Consider the following 21389-nt stretch of genomic DNA (forward strand, 5'->3'; position numbering starts at 1 on the left):
CCTGGCTGCCGCCGAACACGTCGTACCGGTGCACGTATGTCGCCGCGCAGGTCGCCGTGAAGAAGAAGGCCCCGGACGCCCCGCCCGGTTCCGGCGGCCCCGCCGCTCACCTCCGAGGCGGTTCCCGCGGCCGCCGTGGCGGCCCGGACGAGTACGTCTCCTCCCGGGACCTCGTCCCGCCGGGAACCGGGAGCGGAGGCCGCTCGTTCTCCCCGTACGACCGGGCGCTCCCCCGTCACGGCACCGCGCCGGGTGCCGGGACCGCCGTCGTCCTCGCCGCCGCCGACCCGGCGAACGCGTACGGCGCCGCCCTCCCCTGGCCCGAGCCGCCCACCGGTGCGGGGCACAAGCCGGGCCGCAAGGCGGGCTCGCTGGTCGTGCTCGCCGAGGGTGAGCTGGCGCTCTACATGGAGCGCGGCGGCAAGACCCTGCTGGCCTGGCCCACGGCCGTGGACACGGCCCCCGCTGACGACGGACGTCTGTGGTCGGCGGCGGAGGCCCTCGCGGCGGCGGCCCGCGCGGGGACTCTCGGCACGGTCACCGTCGAGCGCGTCAACGGCGCCTCGGCACTGACCTCTCCCCTGGGCGCCCTGCTGGAGCGGGCGGGCTTCATCGCCACCCCGCGCGGACTGCGGCTGCGGGCATGACCGGGCACACGTACACACCGACGCCGGGCACCTGCCCGGCGGAGGGCCTGCGGATCAGACCCGAGGAAACCGGCCGTACCCATCGGCCCGGGCGACCGGGGGCCGACGGGTGACGCCGGCGTCTCGGGGCCCCTGCCCGAAGAGCGCCGGGGTGCAGGCTCCCCCGCCGGCGCGGCCGGGGCGGCGCCGTCCCGCGTTCCCGGCCCGGTCCGCCGGACAGGCCGCAGGCCCGTGTCACCCTTGAGTCATGCCCGAAGGTGACTCCGTCTGGCAGGCCGCGCGACGGCTGGACGACGCGCTCGCGGGCAGCGTGCTGACCCGCAGCGATCTCAGGGTGCCCCGTTTCGCCACGGCCGACCTGACCGGCCGTACGGTCCTGGAGGTCGTCCCGCGCGGCAAGCACCTGCTCACCCGGGTCGAGGGCGGGCTCACCCTGCACTCGCATCTGCGGATGGACGGGGCGTGGAAGGTGTATGCGGCCGGGCAACGCTGGACCGGCGGCCCGGCCCACCAGATCCGGGCGATCCTCGGCACCGCCGACCGCACGGCCGTCGGTTACCGTCTCCCGGTGCTCGAGCTGATGCGCACCGCCGAGGAGAACCGGGCCGTGGGCCACCTCGGCCCCGATCTGCTGGGCCCCGGCTGGGACGCGGACCGCGCTCTCGCCAACGTCCTCGGTGCCCCGGAGCGCCGGCTCGGCGAGGCCTTGCTGGACCAGCGCAACCTGGCCGGGATCGGCAATGTGTACAAGAGCGAGCTCTGCTTCCTGCTGGGCGCCACGCCCTGGCTCCCGGTGGGCGCCCTGCCGGCCGAGCGCGCCGAGAAGCTCCCGGACCTCGCCCGGCGGCTCCTGGAGGCCAACCGCGACCGCCCGGTCCGCAACACCACGGGCCGCCGGGGCCCGGACCTGTTCGTCTACGGCCGTGCGGGCCTGCCCTGTCTGCGCTGCGGCACCCCGGTCCGCGTCGCGGAGCAGGGCGACGGCTCCCGCGAACGCCCCACGTACTGGTGCCCGGTCTGCCAGACGGGCCCCGCCCCGGCCCGGACCGCCGCGCGCTCCCGTGAGACATCCGGCGGCACGCACTCCCGCCCAGGTGAGTGACGAGGTAGCCGGCGAGATAGCCGACGAGATAATTGACGACTCGTCAGATGTGCTCGTACGGTCCCCTCATGCCCGTCACGGCGTACGACCTCACCGGACGCACCGCCTTCGTCACCGGCGCCGCCGGCGGCATCGGCCGGGCCAGCGCGGTCCTGCTGGCCGACGCGGGCGCGACCGTGCACTGCGCCGACCGCGACGCACCGGGACTGCACGCGACGGCCGCCCTGATCGAGGACCGGGGCGGCACCGCGCACACGCACCACCTCGATGTCACCGACCGCGCACAGCTGAGCCGGGCCGTCGCGTCCTGTGCGGCGCTGGACGTGATGGCCGCGGTCGCCGGGATCATGCACCGCAGCCCCGTGCTGGAGACCCGTGGCGAGGACGTCGACCGGGTCTTCGACGTGAACTTCAAGGGCGTGCTGTACGCCTGCCAGGAGGCGGCCCGCCGCATGATCGCCGCCGGGACCCGGGGCAGCATCGTCACGATGGCGTCGGGCGCCGTCGACACCGGCGGCCCGGGACTGCTGTGCTACGGCGTGGCGAAGGCGGCCGTGGTTCAGCTGACGAGGACGCTGGCGACCGAGCTGGGCGGCCACGGGATACGCGTCAACGCGGTCGCGCCGGGCTGGATCCGCACCCCGATGACCACCCGCGACGACGCGGCGGCGCAGGCGCGGACGGAAGACCGGATGTCCCGGCTGGCGCCGCTCGGACGGGTCGGGGAGCCGGCGGAGGTGGCACACGCGGTCCTGTATCTGGCGTCCGGCGCGTCGTCGTTCACGACGGGGCAGATCCTTCGGCCGAACGGGGGCGCGGCGATGCCGTGGTAGCGCCGGCCGCCCCGCGCCGTGCGGGCCGCCGCCGCCCGGTCCCCGCGGTGCCCTCGGCGGACTCCTTCGGCACACAGTGCACCGGCAGCAGGCCCAGTCCCCAGCCGCCGGCCGTGACCGCTCCCTCCACGACTCCGGCGTCCGGCGCGAGCACCAGCCGCAGCGCCGCCCACCACCAGACCGCACCGAGCATCAGCGCGGCCGCCCCGCGCACCGTCCGCCCGACCCTGGCCGTCACACCACCACCTCCAGCCGGGACGCCACGCCGCCGCCCCGTCCCGCGGCGAGGGCGGGCACGGAGCCCCTCCACCATGGCCGCAGCCCCACGCCCCCGCACCTCGACGGACGAAGCCCGGACGGAGGGCGGACGAAGGACGGACAAAAGGGCGCCCCGGCCTGCCCGCTCCCGGACAGGGCGGAAAGCACCCCCCGGAAACGCGAAAACCCCGACCGCCCCTCCGGAACGATTCGTCCGGAGCAGCCCTGGCCGGGGCCTTGCACGTACACACGTTGCCGTGTACCTGTCCAGGTCGGTGCGCCGACCCACCTGATCGCCGATGCCCGAGGGTCAGGCGGCGACCACGTCCACCGCTTCGGCGGGCGCCTTGATGGTGACGCGTTCCGGTGGCACACCGGCCACCGAGACGGCGCCCAGCATGGGGCGGACCGGAGTCGGTACATGTTGGCTGGGGGTTGCCGCTGCAGACTGGGCCAGCTCGGCGAGGGCGAGCTCGTCGCTCACTTCCCGCATGAGCTCGGACATCCGTACGTCCAGCGCGTCGCAGATGGCGGAGAGCAGTTCGGAGGAAGCCTCCTTCTGCCCCCGCTCCACCTCGGAGAGATAGCCGAGCGAGACTCGGGCGGACGAGGAGACTTCGCGCAGAGTACGGCCCTGGCGCTGGCGCTGCCGACGCAGCACGTCACCCAGCAGGCGACGGAGCAGAATCATCGGTGGCTCCCTCCTCGGACCGCGTAGCCGCATCCTTCTCGCCCCACCGTACCGCCTCGCGCTGCGGCCGTGCGGGGAGCGATGTCGTGTTCACTCAGGGCTGCAAACATCAAAACCCCCCGTTCTGTTCCGTATCCTGTGCCCGCTCATTCCCGGTCTGTTCGCCCGCGAGCTCCTTCAGGAGCAGTGCGAGTACGCTCCGTACACTCTCCATACGGATTTCCGCGCGGTCGCCGTTCAACCGCAGGGCCTCCACTTTTCCGCCACGGGCGGAACCCCGGACGGTACCGGACGGCCCTTGCACCGCGACAAAGACGGTGCCCACGGGCTGCCCGTCCTGGGGCTCGGGCCCGGCGACGCCGGTGGTCGCGACGCCCCAGTCGGCGCCCAGCGCCTCGCGGACTCCGGCCGCCATCTCGGCCGCCACCTGGGGGTCCACGGCACCGCGGGCCGCCAGCAGGCCGCCGTCGACCCGCAGCAGCGCGTGCTTCAGCTCGGTGGCGTAGGCGGTCACCGAGCCCCGGAACGCCTGGGAGGCACCGGGGACGGAGGTGATCTCCGCCGCCACCAGACCACCGGTGAGCGACTCGGCGACGGCGAGCGTCTCGCCCCTCACCTTCAGTAGTCGCACCACTTCGGTGGCCGTGGAACTCACGCTTCCGTCTCCTCCGACGCCGCCGCGCGCTCGGCGATCCCCCGGCGCCTGAGCACAATGGCCTGTCTCACGTAGTCGAGCCCGGACACGACGGTCAGGACGACCGCCACAGCCATCACCCAGAACCTCGCGGTCGCCAGCCACCCCGTCAGCGCCAGCACGTACATGCCGACGGCGATGCCCTGGACGAGGGTCTTGAGCTTGCCGCCGCGGCTCGCCGGGATGACGCCGTAGCGGATGACGACAAAACGCAGCAGGGTGATCCCGAGTTCCCGGCCGAGGATCACGACGGTCACCCACCACGGCAGGTCGCCGAGGGCGGACAGACAGATCAGCGCCGCTCCCATGATCGCCTTGTCGGCGATGGGGTCGGCGATCTTCCCGAAGTCCGTGACCAGGTTGTAGGTCCGCGCCAGATGACCGTCGAACAGGTCGGTGATCATGGCGATCGCGAAGGCCGCCCAGGCGAACGAGCGCCACGCCGGGTCGTAGCCTCCGTCGGCCAGCATGAGGGCGACGAAGCCGGGTACCAGCATCAGCCGGAGCATGGTCAGCAGGTTGGCGATGTTCCACACGCTCGCCTGGTTGACCGCGGCGGCGGTGATCTTCCCGCCGCGCGGTCCCCTGGCGCCGTCCTCGGGTTCGCCGGCGGCACCGGGAGCGGCACCCTGGGGGACGCCCGCGGCGCGGTGTGCGCCCGGGGAGCCGCCCGCGGCGGATGCCGGCACTCCGGTCATCTGGCCGCCTCCTCGGTACCCGCCGGGCCGCCCGGCAGGGGCTCGGCCACGAGGTCGACACCCTCCGTGCCGACCACCTTCGCCTCGACCATACGTCCGACGGCGAGGCCCGCGCCGCTCGTGAGGAGCACCTGGCCGTCGGTCTCCGGCGCCTGGTGCGCCGCACGGCCCAGGACGCCCTCCTCGTCGTCGACGGACTCCACGAGCACGTGCACGGTCTCCCCCAGCCGCTCGTCGGCGCGCTGCGACACCAGCCGGTCGGCGAGCCGGGAGACCCGCGCCAGCCGCTCGGCGACGACGTCCTCGTCGAGCTTGTCCCCGTAGCCGGCCGCTTCGGTGCCCTCCTCGTCGGAGTAGCCGAACACGCCGATGGCGTCCAGACGGGCGTGGTTCAGGAAGCGCTCCAGCTCGGCCAGGTCGGCCTCGGACTCGCCGGGGAAGCCGACGATGAAGTTGGAGCGCACCCCGGCCTCGGGAGCCTTGCCCCGGACGGTGTCCAGGAGCTCCAGGAACCGGTCGGTGTCACCGAAGCGGCGCATGGCGCGCAGCACGGCGGGCGCGGAGTGCTGGAAGGACAGGTCGAAGTAGGGCACGACCTTCGGCGTGGAGGTCAGGACGTCGATCAGGTCGGGGCGCATCTCGGCCGGCTGGAGGTAGCTGACGCGCACGCGTTCGATGCCGTCGACCCGGGCGAGGTCGGGCAGCAGGGACTCCAGCAGACGGATGTCGCCCAGGTCCTTGCCGTAGGAGGTGTTGTTCTCGGAGACCAGCATGATCTCCTTCACGCCCTGTTCGGCCAGCCAGCGTGTCTCGTTCAGCACGTCGGCGGGGCGGCGTGAGATGAAGGAGCCGCGGAAGGAGGGGATGGCGCAGAAGGAGCAGCGCCGGTCGCAGCCGGAGGCGAGCTTCACCGAGGCGACCGGGGAGCCGTCCAGCCGGCGGCGCAGGGGCGGGCGCGGGCCGGAGCCGGGGGCGAGGCCCGCCGGGAGGTCCTTCGGCGCGCCGTGGCCGGGCAGGGCCACCTCGGTGGCGGACTCCTGACGCGCGGCGGGGCTGACCGGGAGCAGCTTGCGGCGGTCGCGGGGGGTGTGGGAGGCGTGGATGCCGCCGCCCAGGATGGTCCGCAGCCGGTCGGAGATGTCGGCGTAGTCGTCGAAGCCGAGCACGCCGTCGGCCTCGGGGAGGGCTTCGGCGAGTTCCTTGCCGTACCGCTCGGCCATGCAGCCCACCGCGACTACGGCCTGGGTTCTGCCGTGGTCCTTGAGGTCGTTGGCCTCCAGGAGGGCGTCGACGGAGTCCTTCTTGGCGGCTTCGACGAAGCCGCAGGTGTTCACCACGGCGACATCGGCGTCCGCGGCGTCCTCGACGAGCTGCCAGCCGTCCGCCTCCAAACGGCCTGCGAGCTCCTCCGAGTCCACCTCGTTACGGGCGCAGCCGAGAGTGACGAGTGCGACGGTACGGCGTTCAGGCATGGGCTCAAGACTACTTTGTCTGTCCGACACCCCACGTCGACGGGGTTGGCCCCTTCGTGACCAACCCCGTGGGTGCCTGCCCGTTCGGCCCCGTTCGGGGCCTTTTCGTACACAGGCACGGGCGTGCGGATGTCGCTGCGGTACGGACGCCGCTGTGCCGCGGGTCTCGCTGTGCCGCGGGTCTCGCCGCGGCGTGGGTGTCGCCGCGGTGCGGCGGCACCCGGGACGGCCGGCCGGACGGTCAGCCGACCTCCGGGTCGCCCTTCGTGTACGTGAGGCGTTCCACCGCGCCGGGCTGGAAATCGTCCTGGATCTTCTTGCCGTTCACATAGAGCTGGATCGCTCCGGCGTCGCCCAGGATCAGGTTGATCTTCGAGCTGTCCTGGAAGGTCTTGGAGTCGCCCTTCTTGAGGAGCCCGTCGAACAGCATCCGGCCGTTGTGGTCCTTGGCGGAGATCCAGCTGCGGCCGTCGGTGGCGCTGACCTGGACGGTGACCTTGTCCTGGGGCGCGGCCGCGATGGCGCTGTCGGAGGGTTCGGGCTTCTGGTCGGCGGGCTTGGTGTCGGAGGGAGTGGGCGAGGCGGCTGCGCTGGTGCTGGAGGCGGGTCCTTCGGCGGCCTGGTTCTTGGCGCCGCCGGAGTCCTCGCCGCGGAAGGCGGTGAAGCCGACGAAGCCGACCACGGCGACGATCGCGGCGACCATGGCCGCGGTCCAGTTGGGGCCGCGCCGCTCGGGGCGGATACGTTCCGCCTCGAACATGGGCGCGGCGGGGGTGGGCGCGGGACGGCCGCCGTGATCGGCGTCGTAGCGCGCGAGCAGCGGGGCCGGGTCGGTGCGGACGGCCTTGGCCAGGGTTCTGATGTGACCGCGCGCGTACACGTCACCGCCGCAGGGGGCGAAGTCGTCCGCCTCGATGGCGTGCACGATGGCGATGCGGACCCGGGTGGCGGTACTGACGTCGTCGACGGTCAGCCCGGCAGCTATGCGCGCCTGCCGCAGGGCGTCGCCGATGGAAGGGGTCGCTTCCTCGCGATCGTCGTGGAACGGACGCTCGTCTTCAGGAGAGTTGCCGATGGACACGGGGGCACCTTTCGAGCGCGTAGCCACCTGTGTTGGAGGTTCAGTCTAGGGGGGGTGCAAAAGGGTGGGGCAACCGGTCGGCGGGAGTTTGTACGCCATCGGAATGGCTGGTTCGCCGACGACCGGCCAGGCACGAACCCCATGGTGGGACCCGTACCTGTCCTCCCGCTCAACTTGACGTACGGCGACGGGAAACGGTTGCCCGGCGTTCTCTAACGGCTGGGTCACGAACGCTGCGCCGAACGGCCGCACTCCCGTGTCTCTACGACTCCCCCCGGATGACGGCGAGTACGCCGTCGAGTTCGTCGGGTTTCACCAGGACGTCGCGTGCCTTCGAACCCTCGCTCGGTCCGACGACGCCGCGGGACTCCATGAGGTCCATGAGGCGGCCGGCCTTGGCGAAGCCGACCCGCAGCTTGCGCTGGAGCATGGAGGTCGAGCCGAACTGCGAGGAGACGACCAGTTCGGCGGCCTGGCACAGCAGGTCGAGGTCGTCGCCGATCTCCTCGTCGATCTCCTTCTTCTGCTTGGTGCCGACGACGACGTCGTCGCGGAAGGCGGGCGCCATCTGCTCCTTGCAGTGCCGCACGACGGCCGCGATCTCCTCCTCGGTGACGAAGGCGCCCTGCATCCGGGTGGGTTTGCTGGCGCCCATCGGAAGGAAGAGCCCGTCGCCCTTGCCGATGAGCTTCTCCGCGCCGGGCTGGTCGAGGATGACGCGGCTGTCGGCGAGGGAGGACGTGGCGAACGCGAGCCTGGAGGGCACATTGGCTTTGATCAGACCGGTGACCACGTCGACCGAGGGCCGCTGGGTGGCGAGGACCAGGTGGATGCCCGCCGCGCGCGCGAGCTGGGTGATCCGCACGATGGCGTCCTCGACGTCCCGCGGGGCGACCATCATCAGGTCGGCGAGCTCGTCGACGATCACCAGCAGGTACGGGTACGGCTGGAGGTCGCGCTCGCTGCCCTCGGGCAGCTTCACCCTGCCGTCCCGGACGGCCCGGTTGAAGTCGTCGATGTGCCGGAACCCGAACGCGGCCAGGTCGTCGTAGCGCAGGTCCATCTCGCGCACGACCCACTGCAGTGCCTCGGCGGCCCGCTTCGGGTTGGTGATGATCGGCGTGATGAGGTGCGGGATGCCTTCGTAGGCGGTCAGTTCGACGCGCTTGGGGTCGACGAGGACCAGGCGGACGTCCTCGGGGGTCGCCCGCATCATGACCGACGTGATGAGGCAGTTGACGCACGACGACTTGCCGGAGCCGGTGGCGCCGGCGACCAGCATGTGCGGCATCTTCGCCAGGGAGTGCATGACGTAGCCGCCCTCGACGTCCTTGCCGAAGGCGACCAGCATCGGGTCGTCGTCCTCGGCGGACTCCGCGAGGCGCAGCACGTCGCCGAGGTTGACCATCTCCCGGTCGGTGTTGGGGATCTCGATGCCGACCGCGGACTTGCCGGGGATGGGGCTGATGATCCGCACGTCGGGGCTGGCGACGGCGTAGGCGATGTTCTTGGTGAGCGCGGTGATCCGCTCGACCTTCACGGCGGGGCCGAGCTGGACCTCGTAGCGGGTGACCGTCGGGCCGCGGGTGAAGCCGGTGACGGCGGCGTCGACCTTGAACTCGGTGAAGACGGTGCGCAGGGAGTCGACGACGGCGTCGTTGGCGGCGCTGCGCGCCTTGCCGGGGCCGCCGCGGGTGAGGAGGTCGAGCGACGGCAGGGCGTAGGTGATGTCGCCGGAGAGCTGGAGCTGCTCGGCGCGGGGCGGCAGTTCGCGCTGCTCCTCGGGGGCCGACTTGGTGAGGTCGGGCACCGCGGGGTCGGCCGGGAGCCTCTCCTGCCGGGGGCGGGCCGCCGGGGCCGCCGGTTCGGGACGGGCGGCGGGTACGGGGGTGGGGGTGGTGTCCTCGCGGTCACCGGTCCGCACGCCCTGGGTGAGGTCGGCGACCAGCGGGGAGGGCTGGATGCCGTGCAGCACGGCGCCGTCGAGCGCCGCGGCGGCGGCCGCGGCGACGTCCACGGCGTCCATCCGGCGCTCCATGTCGGGCTGCGGCACCGCGGAGCGCCGGGGACGGCCGCGGCGACGTGCGAGGGCCTCCCGCTCGGCCGTGTCGGCGTCGTACACCTCCGGGCCGCTCCCGCGCCGGCGCGGGCGGGCGGGCAGCGCCTCGCGCCACTGCTCCTCGTACTGCTCGTCGTCCTCGGAGAACCCGGCGGGGTCGGTCCCCTCGCGCGGGCGCAGGATCCCCAGCCGGGTACCGAGGGCACGCAGCCGCTGCGGAACGGCGTTGACGGGGGTGGCGGTGACCACGAGGAGCCCGAATACCGTGAGCAGCACGAGGAGCGGCACGGCGAGGACCTCGCCCATGGTGTACGTCAGCGGGGTGGCGGCGCCCCAGCCGATGAGGCCGCCGGCGTCCCTTATCGCCTGCATGCCGTCGCTGCGGGCGGGCGAGCCGCAGGCGATGTGGACCTGGCCGAGCACTCCGATCACGAGCGCGGACAGGCCGATCACGATGCGTCCGTTGGCGTCCTGCTGCTCGGGGTGCCGGATGACGCGTACGGCGATAACGGCGAGCAGGAGCGGCACCAGCAGGTCGAGCCGGCCGAACGCGCCGGTCACCAGGATCTCGACGAGATCGCCCACCGGGCCCTGCAGATCGGCCCAGGTGCCCGCCGCGACGATCAGGGCGACGCCGAGCAGCAGCAGGGCGAGGCCGTCCTTGCGGTGGGCGGGGTCGAGGTTCTTGGCGCCGTTCCCCACCCCCCGGAAGACGGCGCCCACGGCGTGCGCGACGCCGAGCCACAGGGCGCGTACGACGCGGTAGACGCCCCCGGTGGGGCTCGGTGCCGGCTTCGGGGCCGGCGCCGCCTTCTTCGCCGCGGGTTTCCTCGCGGGACCCTTTCCGGCGGGGGCTTTCCTCGCGGCGGCCTTCTTCGCCGCAGCCTTCACGGGAGCGGCCGCCTTCTTCGCGGGCTGCTTCTTGGCTGCGGAGGGACGTGAGGCCATGGGTGCGAGGTTACCTGGGGAGACGACAGGGGACACGTGTGCCTACCCCAAGTTCCCGACTTCGCTCGAACAGGGGGTACCCCCGCCGTCACCCGTTCGTGTCACTCCTGAGGGGTTACGGAACTGACGCCCGCTCACGCACAACTGGGCGTGTCGCGGGCATCAGTTCTGGGAGGGCAGCGCGTTCGGGCTGCCGGTACCCGGTTCGAGCGCGTCCAGGGCGCGTCGCAGTCCGGTGAGCTTGCGCTCCAGATGGGCCGCCGTGGCCACCGCGGCCGCGTCCGCGCTCTCGTCGTCGAGCTGCTTGGACAGGGCCTCGGCCTGCTCCTCGACGGCCGCGAGACGGGCGGACAGCTCCGCGAGGAGACCGGCCGGTTCCCTGCCGTCGCCGACCGCGCCGCCCTTGCCCCCGCCCTCCAACTGGAGCCGCAGCAGCGACGCCTGCTCGCGCAGCTGGCAGTTCTTCATGTACAGCTCGACGAACACCGAGACCTTGGCGCGCAGCACCCACGGGTCGAACGGCTTCGAGATGTAGTCGACCGCGCCCGCCGCGTACCCGCGGAAGGTGTGGTGCGGGCCGTGGTTGATCGCGGTGAGAAAGATGATCGGGATGTCCCTGGTCCGCTCGCGCCTCTTGATGTGCGCGGCGGTCTCGAAGCCGTCCATGCCAGGCATCTGGACGTCCAGCAGAATGACCGCGAAGTCGTCCGTGAGCAGTGCTTTGAGCGCTTCCTCCCCGGACGATGCCCGCACCAGTGTCTGATCGAGCGCAGAGAGGATGGCCTCCAGCGCCAGCAGATTCTCCGGCCGGTCATCGACCAGGAGGATCTTGGCCTTCTGCACCATGGCCCGCCCTCCTCGCCCCGGCATGGGGCTTCCCCTGTCCGCAGGACTTGGGGAAGCGCCGGGCGCCGCCCCTGGGGACGACTCCGTTGCGCCGCCCGTCCTTGTGCCGGTCATCGTAGCCGTACCCCGACCGCCGACACACCCTGTCACCGCGATGTCACTGAGCACGTAGGGCAAACGCGGCCGGGAACCAGAAACGTTCCCCGGACCCCGCCCCTCCACACGGTCCTCACCGGACCGCCCCGGCAACTCCATGTGAACACCGGAAGTCCGCGTCACCTCCCCCGCATCCACTGGTGCATCACCGACAGCAGATGATCGGGGTCGACCGGCTTCGTCACGTAGTCGGACGCCCCCGACTCGATCGCCTTCTCCCGGTCGCCCTTCATGGCCTTCGCGGTCAGCGCGATGATCGGCAGCCCGGCGAACTGCGGCATCCTGCGGATCGCCGACGTCGTCGCATACCCGTCCATCTCGGGCATCATGATGTCCATCAGGACGACGGCGACGTCGTCGTGCTGCTCCAGCACCTCGATGCCCTCCCGGCCGTTCTCCGCGTACAGCACGGACAGCCCGTGCTGCTCCAGGACACTGGTGAGCGCGAAGACGTTGCGGATGTCGTCGTCGACGATGAGCACCTTCTCACCGCCGAAACGGACCCCGTGCACCGGCTGCGCGGCCGTCTCCTGCCCCGTCCCCGGCCACTGCTCGGGCGCCACCGGACGGCCGGCGTCGGCGACACCGCGCCGGCGGCGCCGGAACAGGGCCGCGGCGCCGTTCTGCGTCTCCTGGTACGACTTCACCTCGGCGGGCGTCTCGATCCCCGGGTCGGACAGCTCGGACAGCCCGTTGTGCAGCGGCTCCGGGACGACCGGGGCGCCGGACTCCAGCACGCCCACCGGCTGCTGGTAGCCCTGCGGCGGCAGCTCGCTGGGGTGCAGCGGCAGATACAGGGTGAACGTGGAGCCGCGGCCCGGCTCGCTCTGTGCGTAGATCTCGCCGCCGAGCAGCTGGGCGATCTCCCGGGAGATCGACAGCCCCAGGCCCGTACCGCCGTACTTGCGGCTGGTGGTGCCGTCGGCCTGCTTGAACGCCTCGAAGATCACCCGCATCTTGCCGGCCGCGATGCCGATGCCGGTGTCGGTGACCGAGAACGCGATGAGCGGCGCCTCCGCGTCGGTGAGCGAACCGGCCTCCATCAGCTGCTCCCTGATGCCCCGCGGGACGTCCGGTCCCGCGGGCCGGATGACCAGCTCGACGGAGCCGGAGTCGGTGAACTTCACCGCGTTCGACAGCAGGTTGCGCAGCACCTGCAGCAGCCGCTGCTCGTCGGTGTGCAGGGTGGCGGGCAGTTCGGGCGAGACCCGCACCGACAGGTCGAGGCCCTTCTCCGCGGTCAGCGGCCGGAACGTGGCCTCCACGTAGTCGACGAGCTGCACGAGCGCGATACGTGTGGGGGAGACGTCCATCTTGCCCGCCTCGACCTTCGACAGGTCGAGGATGTCGTTGATCAGCTGGAGCAGATCGCTGCCCGCGCCGTGGATCGTCTCGGAGAACTCCACCTGCTTCGGGGAGAGGTTGCCCTCGGCGTTGTCGGCGAGCAGCTTGGCCAGGATCAGCAGCGAGTTGAGCGGGGTGCGCAGCTCGTGCGACATGTTGGCGAGGAACTCGCTCTTGTAACGCATCGACACCGCCAGCTGCTCGGCGCGCTCCTCGAGGACCTGGCGGGCCTCCTCGATCTCGGTGTTCTTCACCTCGATGTCGCGGTTCTGCCGGGCCAGCAGCTCGGCCTTCTCCTCCAGTTCGGCGTTGGACGCCTGAAGGGCCTTCTGCCGCTGCTCCAGTTCCTCCGACCTGAGCCTCAACTGCTCGGTCAGCTCCTGCGACTGCTTCAGGAGCACCTCCGTCTTGGTGTTGACGGAGATGGTGTTGACGCTGGTCGCGATCATCTCGGCGATCTGGTTGAGGAAGTCCTTCTGGATCTGCGTGAACGGACTGAACGACGCCAGTTCGATGACGCCGAGCACCTTGCCCTCGAACAGCACCGGAAGGACGATCACCTGCGCGGGCGGCGCCTCACCGAGACCGGAGGAGATCTTCAGATAACCGCTGGGGGCGTTCTCCACGAGGATCGTGCGCCGCTCCTTGGCGGCCGTCCCGATGAGCGCCTCCCCGGGCCGGAACGACGTCGGCATGGAGCCCATCGAGTAGCCGTACGAGCCGAGCATCCGCAGTTCGTACGCGTCCTCGCCCTGGGCCCGCGCGTCCTTGCCGTCGACGAGCGGCATGGACAGGAAGAACGCGCCGTGCTGCGCGGCGACCACCGGGGTCAGCTCGCTCATGATCAGCGAGGCCACGTCCGCCAGGTCGCGGCGCCCCTGCATCAGCGCGGAGATGCGCGCCAGGTTGCCCTTGAGCCAGTCCTGTTCCTCGTTGGCGATCGTGGTGTCGCGCAGATTGGCGATCATCTTGTTGATGTAGTCCTGGAGTTCCTGGATCTCGCCCGCCGCGTCCACGTCGATCTTCAGGTTCAGGTCACCGCGGGTCACCGCGGTCGCCACCCGCGCGATGGCACGCACCTGGCGGGTGAGGTTCCCGGCCATCTCGTTCACGGACTCGGTGAGGTCGCGCCAGGTGCCGTCCACGTCCCGCACCCGCGCCTGACCGCCCAACTGGCCCTCGGTGCCCACCTCGCGGGCCACGCGGGTGACCTCCTCGGCGAAGCTGGACAGCTGGTCGACCATCGTGTTGATCGTCGTCTTGAGCTCGAGGATCTCGCCGCGGGCGTCGATGTCGATCTTCTTGGTCAGGTCGCCCTTGGCGATGGCCGTGGTGACCATCGCGATGTTGCGGACCTGACCGGTCAGGTTGGACGCCATCTGGTTCACGGACTCCGTGAGGTCCTTCCAGGTGCCCGCCACGCCCGGCACGTGCGCCTGGCCGCCCAGGATGCCGTCCGTGCCGACCTCGCGGGCCACCTTGGTGACCTGCTCGGCGAACGAACTCAGCGTCTTGACCATCGTGTTGATCGTGTCGCCGAGCTGGGCGACCTCGCCGCGCGCCTCGATCGTCACCTGGCGGGTCAGGTCACCGCTGGCGACCGCCGCCGACACCTGGGAGATGTTGCGCACCTGGGTCGTCAGGTTCTTGGCCATCAGGTTCACATTGTCGCTGAGGTCCTTCCAGATGCCCGTGACACCCGGCACGTGCGCCTGGCCGCCCAGGATGCCCTCGGTGCCCACCTCGCGCGCGACCCGCGTGACCTGCTCGGCGAAGCTGGACAGCTGGTCGACCATCGTGTTGACGGTCGTGACGAGCTCCAGGATCTCGCCCTTGGCGTCCACCGTGATCTTCTTCGAGAGGTCGCCCATGGCGACCGCGGTCGTGACCTCGGCGATGTTGCGGACCTGGATGGTCAGGTTGTTCGCCATGAAGTTGACGGACTGGGTGAGGTCCTTCCAGGTGCCGGACACGCCCTGCACCTCGGCCTGACCGCCCAGCTGCCCCTCGGTGCCCACCTCACGGGCCACCCGGGTCACCTGCTCCGCGAACGACGACAGCTGGTCCACCATCGTGTTCAGCGTGTTCTTGAGTTCCAGGATCTCACCGCGCGCGTCGACCGTGATCTTCTGCGACAGATCACCCCGCGCCACCGCCGTGGCGACCTGCGCGATGTTGCGGACCTGGGCGGTCAGGTTCCCGGCCATGCCGTTCACCGAGTCCGTCAGATCGCGCCACACGCCCGCCACGCCGGGCACCTGCGCCTGGCCTCCCAGCCGGCCCTCCGTGCCCACCGCGCGCGCCACCAGGGTCACCTGGTCGGCGAAGGCGGACAGCTGGTCGACCATCGTGTTGATGGTGTTCTTGAGCTCCAGGATCTCACCGCGCGCGTCGACCGTGATCTTCTGCGACAGATCACCCCGCGCCACCGCCGTCGTCACCTGGGCGATCTGGCGCACCTGGGCGGTCAGATTGCCGGTGATGGAGTTGACCGAGTCGGTCAGTTCCTTCCAGGTGCCCGACACGCCGTCCACGCGTGCCTGACCGCCCAGCCGGCCCTCCGTGCCCACCTCACGGCCGATCCGCACCACCTGGTCGGCGAACGACGACAGCTGGTCGACCATCGTGTTCACGGTGTTCTTCAGCTGGAGCATCTCGCCGGCCACGTCCACCGTGACCTTCTGCGACAGATCACCGTTGGCCACGGCCGTCGTCACCTGGGCGATGTTCCTCACCTGTCCGGTGAGATTCCTGAACGCCGTGTTGACGGAGTCCGTGAGGTCCTTCCACGCCCCCGCCGCGCCGGGCACCTGTGCCTGGCCGCCCAGTTCGCCCTCGTCGCCGATCTCCCGCGCCACCCGCGTGACCTCGGCACCGAACGCCGACAGCTGGTCCACCATGCCGTTGACGGTGTTCTTCAGCTCCAGCATCTCGCCGGCCACGTCCACCGCGACCTTGCGCGACAGATCACCGTTGGCCACGGCCGTCGTCACGGCGGCGATGTCACGCACCTGGATGGTGAGATTGCGGAACACCGTGTTGACGGAGTCCGTCAGCCCCTTCCAGGTGCCCGCCGCGCCCGGCACGATCGCCTGGCCGCCCAGCTCGCCGTCGTCGCCGATCTCCCGCGCCACCCGCGTGACCTCGTCCGCGAAGATCCGCAGCGTCTCGGTCATCTGGTTGACCGTCTCGGCCAGCCGCGCGACCTCGCCCCGCGCGGGAACGGTCACCTTCTGCGACAGATCACCGTTGGCCACCGCGGTCGTCACCTGGGAGATCCCGCGCACCTGGGCGGTGAGGTTGCCCGCCATGGTGTTGACGGAGTCGGTGAGCTCCTTCCACACCCCGTCCACCCCGGCCACCTGCGCCTGGCCGCCCAGGATGCCCTCGGTGCCCACCTCGCGGGCGACCCGCGTCACCTCGGAGGAGAAGGACGACAGCTGGTCCACCATGGTGTTGACGGTGGCCTTCAGCTCCAGCATCTCGCCGGCCACGTCGACGGTGACCTTCCGCGACAGATCGCCCTTGGCGACCGCCGTCGTGACCAGCGCGATGTCCCGCACCTGCGCCGTCAGCCGGTACGCCATGGTGTTGACCGAGTCCGTGAGGTCCTTCCACGACCCGGACATGCCCCGCACCCGCGCCTGACCGCCCAGTTTGCCCTCGGTGCCCACCTCGCTGGCCACCCGCGTCACCTCGTCGGTGAACGTCGACAACTGGTCGACGAGGTTGTTCACGGTCCGGCCGACCTTCAGGAACTCCCCGCGCAGCGGGTGCCCCGTCCCGTCCGCCGCCTGCGAACGCAGTTCCATGCGCGGCGACAGATCGCCCTCCGCGACCGCGGACAGCACCCGGCCCACCTCGGAGACGGGCCGTACGAGATCGTCCACGAGCGCGTTGGAGGCGTCGATGGCGGCCAGCCAGGACCCCTCGCAGGCGCCGGTCTCCAGCCGCTCCGTGAGCTTGCCCTCCCGGCCCACCATGCGGCGCACCCGGGACAGCTCACCGGTCAGATGCATGTTGCGGTCGGCCACCTCGTTGAAGACCGCCGCGATCTCCGACATCACGCCGTCGCCGGACACCGTGAGCCGGCGCCGGAAGTTGCCGTCCCGCATCGCCACGAGAGCCACCATGAGCCGGTTCAGCGCGGCCGTGTCGACCACGGTCGTCCCGCCCCGCGTCCTGCGCTGGTTGCCCGGTGTCTGCCCGCCCCTCGCGGGGGCTTTCGTGCCCCGCGTCGCCGCGCCGGACTCCGTCGCTGCGCCAGACTCCACTGTGTCCCTCCCGCAGGGGTCGACCGTTCACGCTGTGACCGGGGTGCGCGCCGCCCGGTGTACCGGATGCCGCCGTGTGCCCGCCCGGCGGATGTGTGTGCCCACCCGACGGAACCGGGCCGCCCCGGATGCTGCTGCCCGCGCCGGGCCCGCGGCACCCAGTCTGCCCGGACCTTCACAACAAGCCTGCCCAGTGTTTCACCCCGGCCGAACCAGGCCATAACAGTTCGGCAGCTTCGCACAACGTCCGCCCACCCACAGGGCGGAAACACCGGCGACCGGCATCCGCACGGACGGCGAAGGTAAGTAACCTTGCATGCGGCTGTCCAGCCGCACCGGTCCGTCCGGCCTGGGCGGTGGCACAAGAACGAGCGGGCACGGAGGGGCGGCCGCAGACCATGACCACCGGAGTGATCCCGGGAGGACAACCCCCGGAGCCACGCCCGACGGGCACGCGGATGCCGCATCAGCGGCGCGAGCAGGTCGGACGCGGGTCCCTGCACGTCGACGACCGGTCGAGGAGTTCTGTGATCACCGCGCGCGCGGCCGCCAGTTTCGAGCCCGTCGGGCGATCGGTCGCGACCGCCCGGGCCTTCGTCCGCGACACGCTCCAGGGCTGGGGCTTCGCCGACGTCATCGACGACGCCGTGGTCCTCACCAGCGAACTGGTGACCAACGCCGTGGTCCACGCCGGGACTTCGGCGGACGTGCTGTGCCTGCGCACCGAGCACGGCGTACGCGTCGAGGTCGCCGACCGCTACCCCGAGCGCGAAGTCCCCCTCCAGGGTTCCCCGGCGACCATGGGCAGCCCCGACCGTGAGGGCGGCCGCGGACTCCAGCTGTGCGCGGCCCTGGCCGGCCGCTGGGGCGTCGACTACACACCCACCCACAAGAACGTCTGGTTCCAGCTCGACCTGCCGGAGCGCCCCGTGGGCACCCGCGCGGCGGGCCCGCCCCTCCCGGCGGATCTGCTGCCGCTCGCCGACGGCAGAGTGCGCGTCGCGGTCGTCCAGATCGACCGCAAGGGCGCCATCACGGCGTGGAACGAGGACGCCGAGGAACTCTTCGGCCACTCCGCCACGCAGGTCACCGGCAGACCCCTCACCGACCTCGCCGCCTGGCCGCACACCCCGGGCACCGGCACCGGTGTCGCCGAGGCCCTCCGGCTGTCCCGCTGGGAGGGCACCTACGGCATCCGGGCCGCCGACGGCCGCGTCAACCCGGTGTACGCCTCCCACCTCCGTGTGCGTGACGCCGGCGGCGAACCCTCCACGGTCTGCCTCCTCGTACGTGAGCACGAACGCGCCGTCCTCCAGACCCCGGCGCGGGTCCCGGTCTCCGACACCGGCCAGTCCGCCGACGGGCAGGGCGCGGACCCCTTCGAGGTGTTCATCGGCTCGCCCGCGCCGGACGACCTCGACGGGCTCCTCCAGCGCACCGTGGAACGCGCCCGCGACATGCTCGACGGCGACTCCGCGTTCCTGCTCCTCGCGACCGACGACGAGACGGAGCTGGAGGTGCGCGCCTCCACCGGCCTGCCCTCCGCCCGGCAGCGTTTCGCGCGGGTGCCCGTCGAGGCGGGCCCCGGCCGCTACGGCTCGGCCCGGATGCCGGCCGTCCACGACGACCTCGCGGCCGTCCCCGGCGCCGTCCCCCTGCTGGCCGGTACCGGTATGCGCTCGGTCGTCACGGTCCCGCTGAAGGTCGAGGGCCGTCTGACGGGTTCGCTGGGTGTCGCGGCCGAGGCCGCGGGCCGGTACTCCAACGAGGAGGCCCTGCGCCTCCAGTTCGCCGCCGACCGTATCGCCCTGGCCGTCGAGTCGGCCCGCCTCGGCGAGCTGGAACGGCTGCGGCGCGGTTCGCTGAGCTTCCTCGTCGAGGCGTCCGATCTGCTCGCCGGCACCCTGGACCGCGACCAGACCCTGGCCCTGATGGCCCAGATGACCGTCCCGACGCTCGCCACCTGGTGCGCCGTCTACACGATCGCCGACCCGGCGTCGGACCCGTACCTGTCCTACGTCCTCCACGAGGACGAGGACCTCATCGACGGCATCAAGTCCCTGCTGTCGAAGATCGCCCCGCCCGACCCGGTACCCACGCCCGGGGCCCGCGTCTGGCCGGTCCCCGGCGAGGTCGCCCACCGGGCGGCCCTGCGCAGCTCCATGCGGAGCCTGGGCCTCAGCGGCGGCCCCACGCACCAGATCACCTCCGGCATGGGCCCCACGCTCGCCGTGGCGGGCGCCGTGGGCGGTGAGACGGTGGTGCTCCCGCTGGTCGCCCGCAACCGTGTCATCGGCATGCTGACGCTCGGCAAGCCCGCCGACGAACACTTCCGCCAGGAGATCCTCGAACTGGCCGAGGACCTGAGCCGCCGCGCCGCGCTCGCCCTCGACAACGCCCGTCTCTATTCGGAGCGCACGGCGATCAGCCAGTCCCTCCAGCGGAGTCTCCTGCCGCCCGCCCTCCCCACCATCGGCGGCGTGGACGTCGACGTCATCTACCGTGCGGCCGGCGAGGGCAACGAGGTCGGCGGCGACTTCTACGACCTCTTCCCGATCCGGGACGGTGTCTACGGCTTCGCCATCGGTGACGTCTGCGGCACCGGCCCCAACGCCGCCGCCGTCACCGGCCTCGCCCGGCACGCCCTGCGGCTGCTCGCCCGGGAGGGTCTCAGCGGCCCCGCGGTCCTGGAGCGCCTCAACTCCGCGATCCTCGACGAGGGCGACCGCAGCCGGTTCCTGACACTCCTGTACGGCGAGATGCGCCCGCAGGACGACGGCACCGCGGAGCTGAAGGTGGTCTGCGCCGGTCATCCGCTCCCGCTGCGGCTGCGCCAGGACGGCTCGGTGGAGGCCGCCGCCGAACCGCAGCCGCTGCTCGGCGTCATCGACGAGCTGGAGCTGTACGAGCAGACGGTCACCCTTGATCCCGGTGACGTCCTGCTGTGCGTGACCGACGGTGTCACGGAGCGCCGTGAGGGCACCCGGATGCTCGGCGACGACGGTCTCGCCGATGTCCTCGCCACGTGTACGGGTCTCACGGCGGGAGCGGTCGCCGCCCGCATCATGCGTGCCGTGGAACGCTTCGCCTCCGACGCGCCGTCCGACGACATGGCGATCCTCGCCATGCGGGTGCCGGGCGTCCAGGAGAGCTGAAAGGAAACGCACCACCGCCGGGAAACGCGAAGAAGTGCCGGGAAAAGAAAAGGCCAGCCGGATCGGCTGGCCTTTTCTCTGCGCTTATGGAGCCCCCAAACGGAATCGAACCGTTGACCTTCTCCTTACCATGGAGACGCTCTGCCGACTGAGCTATGGGGGCCGGTCACCACCACGGGTTTCCCCTGCGGTGACGTGACAGATCGTACCCTGAACCGGTCCGCGTTCCAAAATGCGTCCGGGAGCGGGCCCGCGGGTTTCAGAAGGCCGGCTGAAGCAGTCCGCCGAGCGCGTTGCACGCCGAAACGACCCGCTGCATGTCACGTTTCGTCAGCGACGCGTCCACCGGCAGCGCGAGCGTCTCGTCGGCGGCCCGCTCGGTCTCGGGGAGGGACACGCAGCGCCGGAACTCGGGCAGCCGGTGCACCGGCGTCTTCACCGGTACTCCGCACTCGACTCCCCTGGCTCGCAGGGCACGGGCGAAGGCGTCCCGGTCCGGACGGCCGTTCCCCGGTACGCGGACCACGTACTGCTGGTAGGTGTGTCCGTCACCGCCGTCGGGCGCCCTGACCCCCCGGAGCTTCGCGTCGAGGTACGCGGCCCGCTCCCGCCGCTGCGCGACCTCGTCGTACGGCGCCTCGGACTCCCCCTGTTGCAGCACGAGCAGCCCGAACCTCCGGCCCAGCGCGTGCAGTCGGGCCAGGTCGGCCTGCCTGCCGAAGCGGTGCACGACGACCACGGCCGCGGTCCGCGGGGTGACGGCCGCCTCGACCGCGGCCGGGTCGAGACAGAAGGTCACCGGGTCTATGTCGGCGAACACCGGAGCCCCACCGGCCAGGGTCACCGCTTCGGCAACTTCCACGTTCCCGTAGGCCGGTACGACGACCTCGTCGCCGACTCCGACGCCGGCGGCCCTGAGCATTGCAGCAGTACCCATGAGGTGGATGCTGTGCGCGCCACGTGAACTTCAAGTGACGGCAAACAAAAAAAGGTCGGTCCTCGAACCGAAGTTCGAGGACCGACCCTGTGAAAGATTGTTCGGCGGTGTCCTACTCTCCCACAGGGTCCCCCCTGCAGTACCATCGGCGCTGTGAGGCTTAGCTTCCGGGTTCGGAATGTAACCGGGCGTTT

General features: G+C 71.4%; 15 protein-coding genes, 1 tRNA gene and 1 rRNA gene (1 of these 17 cut by a window edge). 5 read left to right on the top strand and 12 right to left on the bottom strand.

Annotated features, from left to right (window positions below; genetic code table 11):
* The 4 genes from ABZ862_RS22750 to ABZ862_RS22765 all read left to right on the top strand — a co-directional run.
* A protein-coding gene (locus tag ABZ862_RS22750) for an ATP-dependent helicase (protein WP_360960810.1) crosses the window boundary here: on the top strand, nt 1-394 show its final stretch. 4481 nt of this gene lie to the left of the window's left edge; only the last 394 of its 4875 coding nucleotides appear in the window; its start codon lies beyond the left edge, outside the window; its stop codon occupies nt 392-394.
* Nucleotides 378-647 (top strand): hypothetical protein, encoded by a 270-nt coding sequence (locus ABZ862_RS22755; RefSeq protein WP_360960812.1) that lies wholly within the window; start codon nt 378-380, stop codon nt 645-647. The genes ABZ862_RS22750 and ABZ862_RS22755 overlap by 17 nt, the downstream gene beginning before the upstream one ends.
* A gap of 247 nt (nt 648-894) precedes the next feature.
* Entirely contained in the window at nt 895-1749 is an 855-nt protein-coding gene (locus tag ABZ862_RS22760; protein WP_360960814.1) for a DNA-formamidopyrimidine glycosylase family protein, read from the top strand.
* A 68-nt stretch (nt 1750-1817) separates the two neighbouring features.
* Complete coding sequence (locus tag ABZ862_RS22765) at nt 1818-2582, top strand: SDR family NAD(P)-dependent oxidoreductase (RefSeq protein WP_360960815.1); 765 nt, start codon at nt 1818-1820, stop codon at nt 2580-2582.
* Here the strand turns inward: ABZ862_RS22765 and ABZ862_RS22770 are convergent.
* The 9 genes from ABZ862_RS22770 to ABZ862_RS22810 form a co-directional block, all read right to left on the bottom strand.
* Nucleotides 2530-2775 carry a hypothetical protein gene (locus tag ABZ862_RS22770; protein ID WP_360960854.1) on the bottom strand — a complete coding sequence of 82 codons (246 nt, stop codon included), beginning with the start codon at nt 2773-2775 and terminating at the stop codon, nt 2530-2532. The two genes, ABZ862_RS22765 and ABZ862_RS22770, sit on opposite strands and share 53 nt — an antisense overlap.
* Nucleotides 2776-3150: 375 nt before the next feature.
* Nucleotides 3151-3531, bottom strand: a complete 381-nt coding sequence (locus ABZ862_RS22775; protein ID WP_360960817.1) for a helix-turn-helix transcriptional regulator — start codon at nt 3529-3531, stop codon at nt 3151-3153.
* Nucleotides 3532-3640: 109 nt separating this feature from the next.
* Nucleotides 3641-4186, bottom strand: coding sequence for a CinA family protein (locus ABZ862_RS22780; RefSeq protein WP_360960819.1), 546 nt, complete (start codon nt 4184-4186; stop codon nt 3641-3643).
* Nucleotides 4183-4923 (bottom strand): CDP-diacylglycerol--glycerol-3-phosphate 3-phosphatidyltransferase, encoded by a 741-nt coding sequence (gene pgsA / locus ABZ862_RS22785; protein ID WP_360960821.1) that lies wholly within the window; start codon nt 4921-4923, stop codon nt 4183-4185. The genes ABZ862_RS22780 and pgsA overlap by 4 nt, the downstream gene beginning before the upstream one ends.
* Entirely contained in the window at nt 4920-6395 is a 1476-nt protein-coding gene (gene rimO / locus ABZ862_RS22790; protein WP_360960823.1) for a 30S ribosomal protein S12 methylthiotransferase RimO, read from the bottom strand. Before rimO ends, pgsA begins: the two co-directional genes overlap by 4 nt.
* Before the next feature lie 241 nt (nt 6396-6636).
* The gene (locus ABZ862_RS22795; RefSeq protein WP_360960825.1) at nt 6637-7476 is read right to left on the bottom strand and encodes a helix-turn-helix domain-containing protein; all 840 of its coding nucleotides are present in this window, start codon (nt 7474-7476) and stop codon (nt 6637-6639) included.
* Nucleotides 7477-7738: 262 nt separating this feature from the next.
* Nucleotides 7739-10483 (bottom strand): DNA translocase FtsK, encoded by a 2745-nt coding sequence (locus tag ABZ862_RS22800; RefSeq protein WP_360960826.1) that lies wholly within the window; start codon nt 10481-10483, stop codon nt 7739-7741.
* Nucleotides 10484-10645: 162 nt separating this feature from the next.
* Nucleotides 10646-11329 carry a response regulator gene (locus ABZ862_RS22805; RefSeq protein WP_360960828.1) on the bottom strand — a complete coding sequence of 228 codons (684 nt, stop codon included), beginning with the start codon at nt 11327-11329 and terminating at the stop codon, nt 10646-10648.
* Nucleotides 11330-11604: 275 nt separating this feature from the next.
* Nucleotides 11605-16962 (bottom strand): HAMP domain-containing protein, encoded by a 5358-nt coding sequence (locus tag ABZ862_RS22810; protein ID WP_360960858.1) that lies wholly within the window; start codon nt 16960-16962, stop codon nt 11605-11607.
* Nucleotides 16963-17501: 539 nt separating this feature from the next.
* On the opposite strand from ABZ862_RS22810, the gene ABZ862_RS22815 reads away from it, so the two are divergent.
* Nucleotides 17502-20258, top strand: coding sequence for a SpoIIE family protein phosphatase (locus ABZ862_RS22815; RefSeq protein WP_360960830.1), 2757 nt, complete (start codon nt 17502-17504; stop codon nt 20256-20258).
* Nucleotides 20259-20345: 87 nt separating this feature from the next.
* On the opposite strand, the gene ABZ862_RS22820 is transcribed toward ABZ862_RS22815, so the two are convergent.
* The 3 genes from ABZ862_RS22820 to rrf form a co-directional block, all read right to left on the bottom strand.
* Nucleotides 20346-20421 (bottom strand) — tRNA-Thr (locus ABZ862_RS22820).
* Nucleotides 20422-20517: 96 nt separating this feature from the next.
* The gene (locus ABZ862_RS22825; protein ID WP_360960860.1) at nt 20518-21180 is read right to left on the bottom strand and encodes a DegT/DnrJ/EryC1/StrS family aminotransferase; all 663 of its coding nucleotides are present in this window, start codon (nt 21178-21180) and stop codon (nt 20518-20520) included.
* A gap of 114 nt (nt 21181-21294) precedes the next feature.
* Nucleotides 21295-21389, bottom strand: a 5S ribosomal RNA gene (gene rrf, locus ABZ862_RS22830); the annotation flags it as partial.

Origin of the sequence: Streptomyces sp. NPDC047000, from assembly GCF_040644295.1 — a bacterium.
GTDB lineage: Bacteria > Actinomycetota > Actinomycetes > Streptomycetales > Streptomycetaceae > Streptomyces.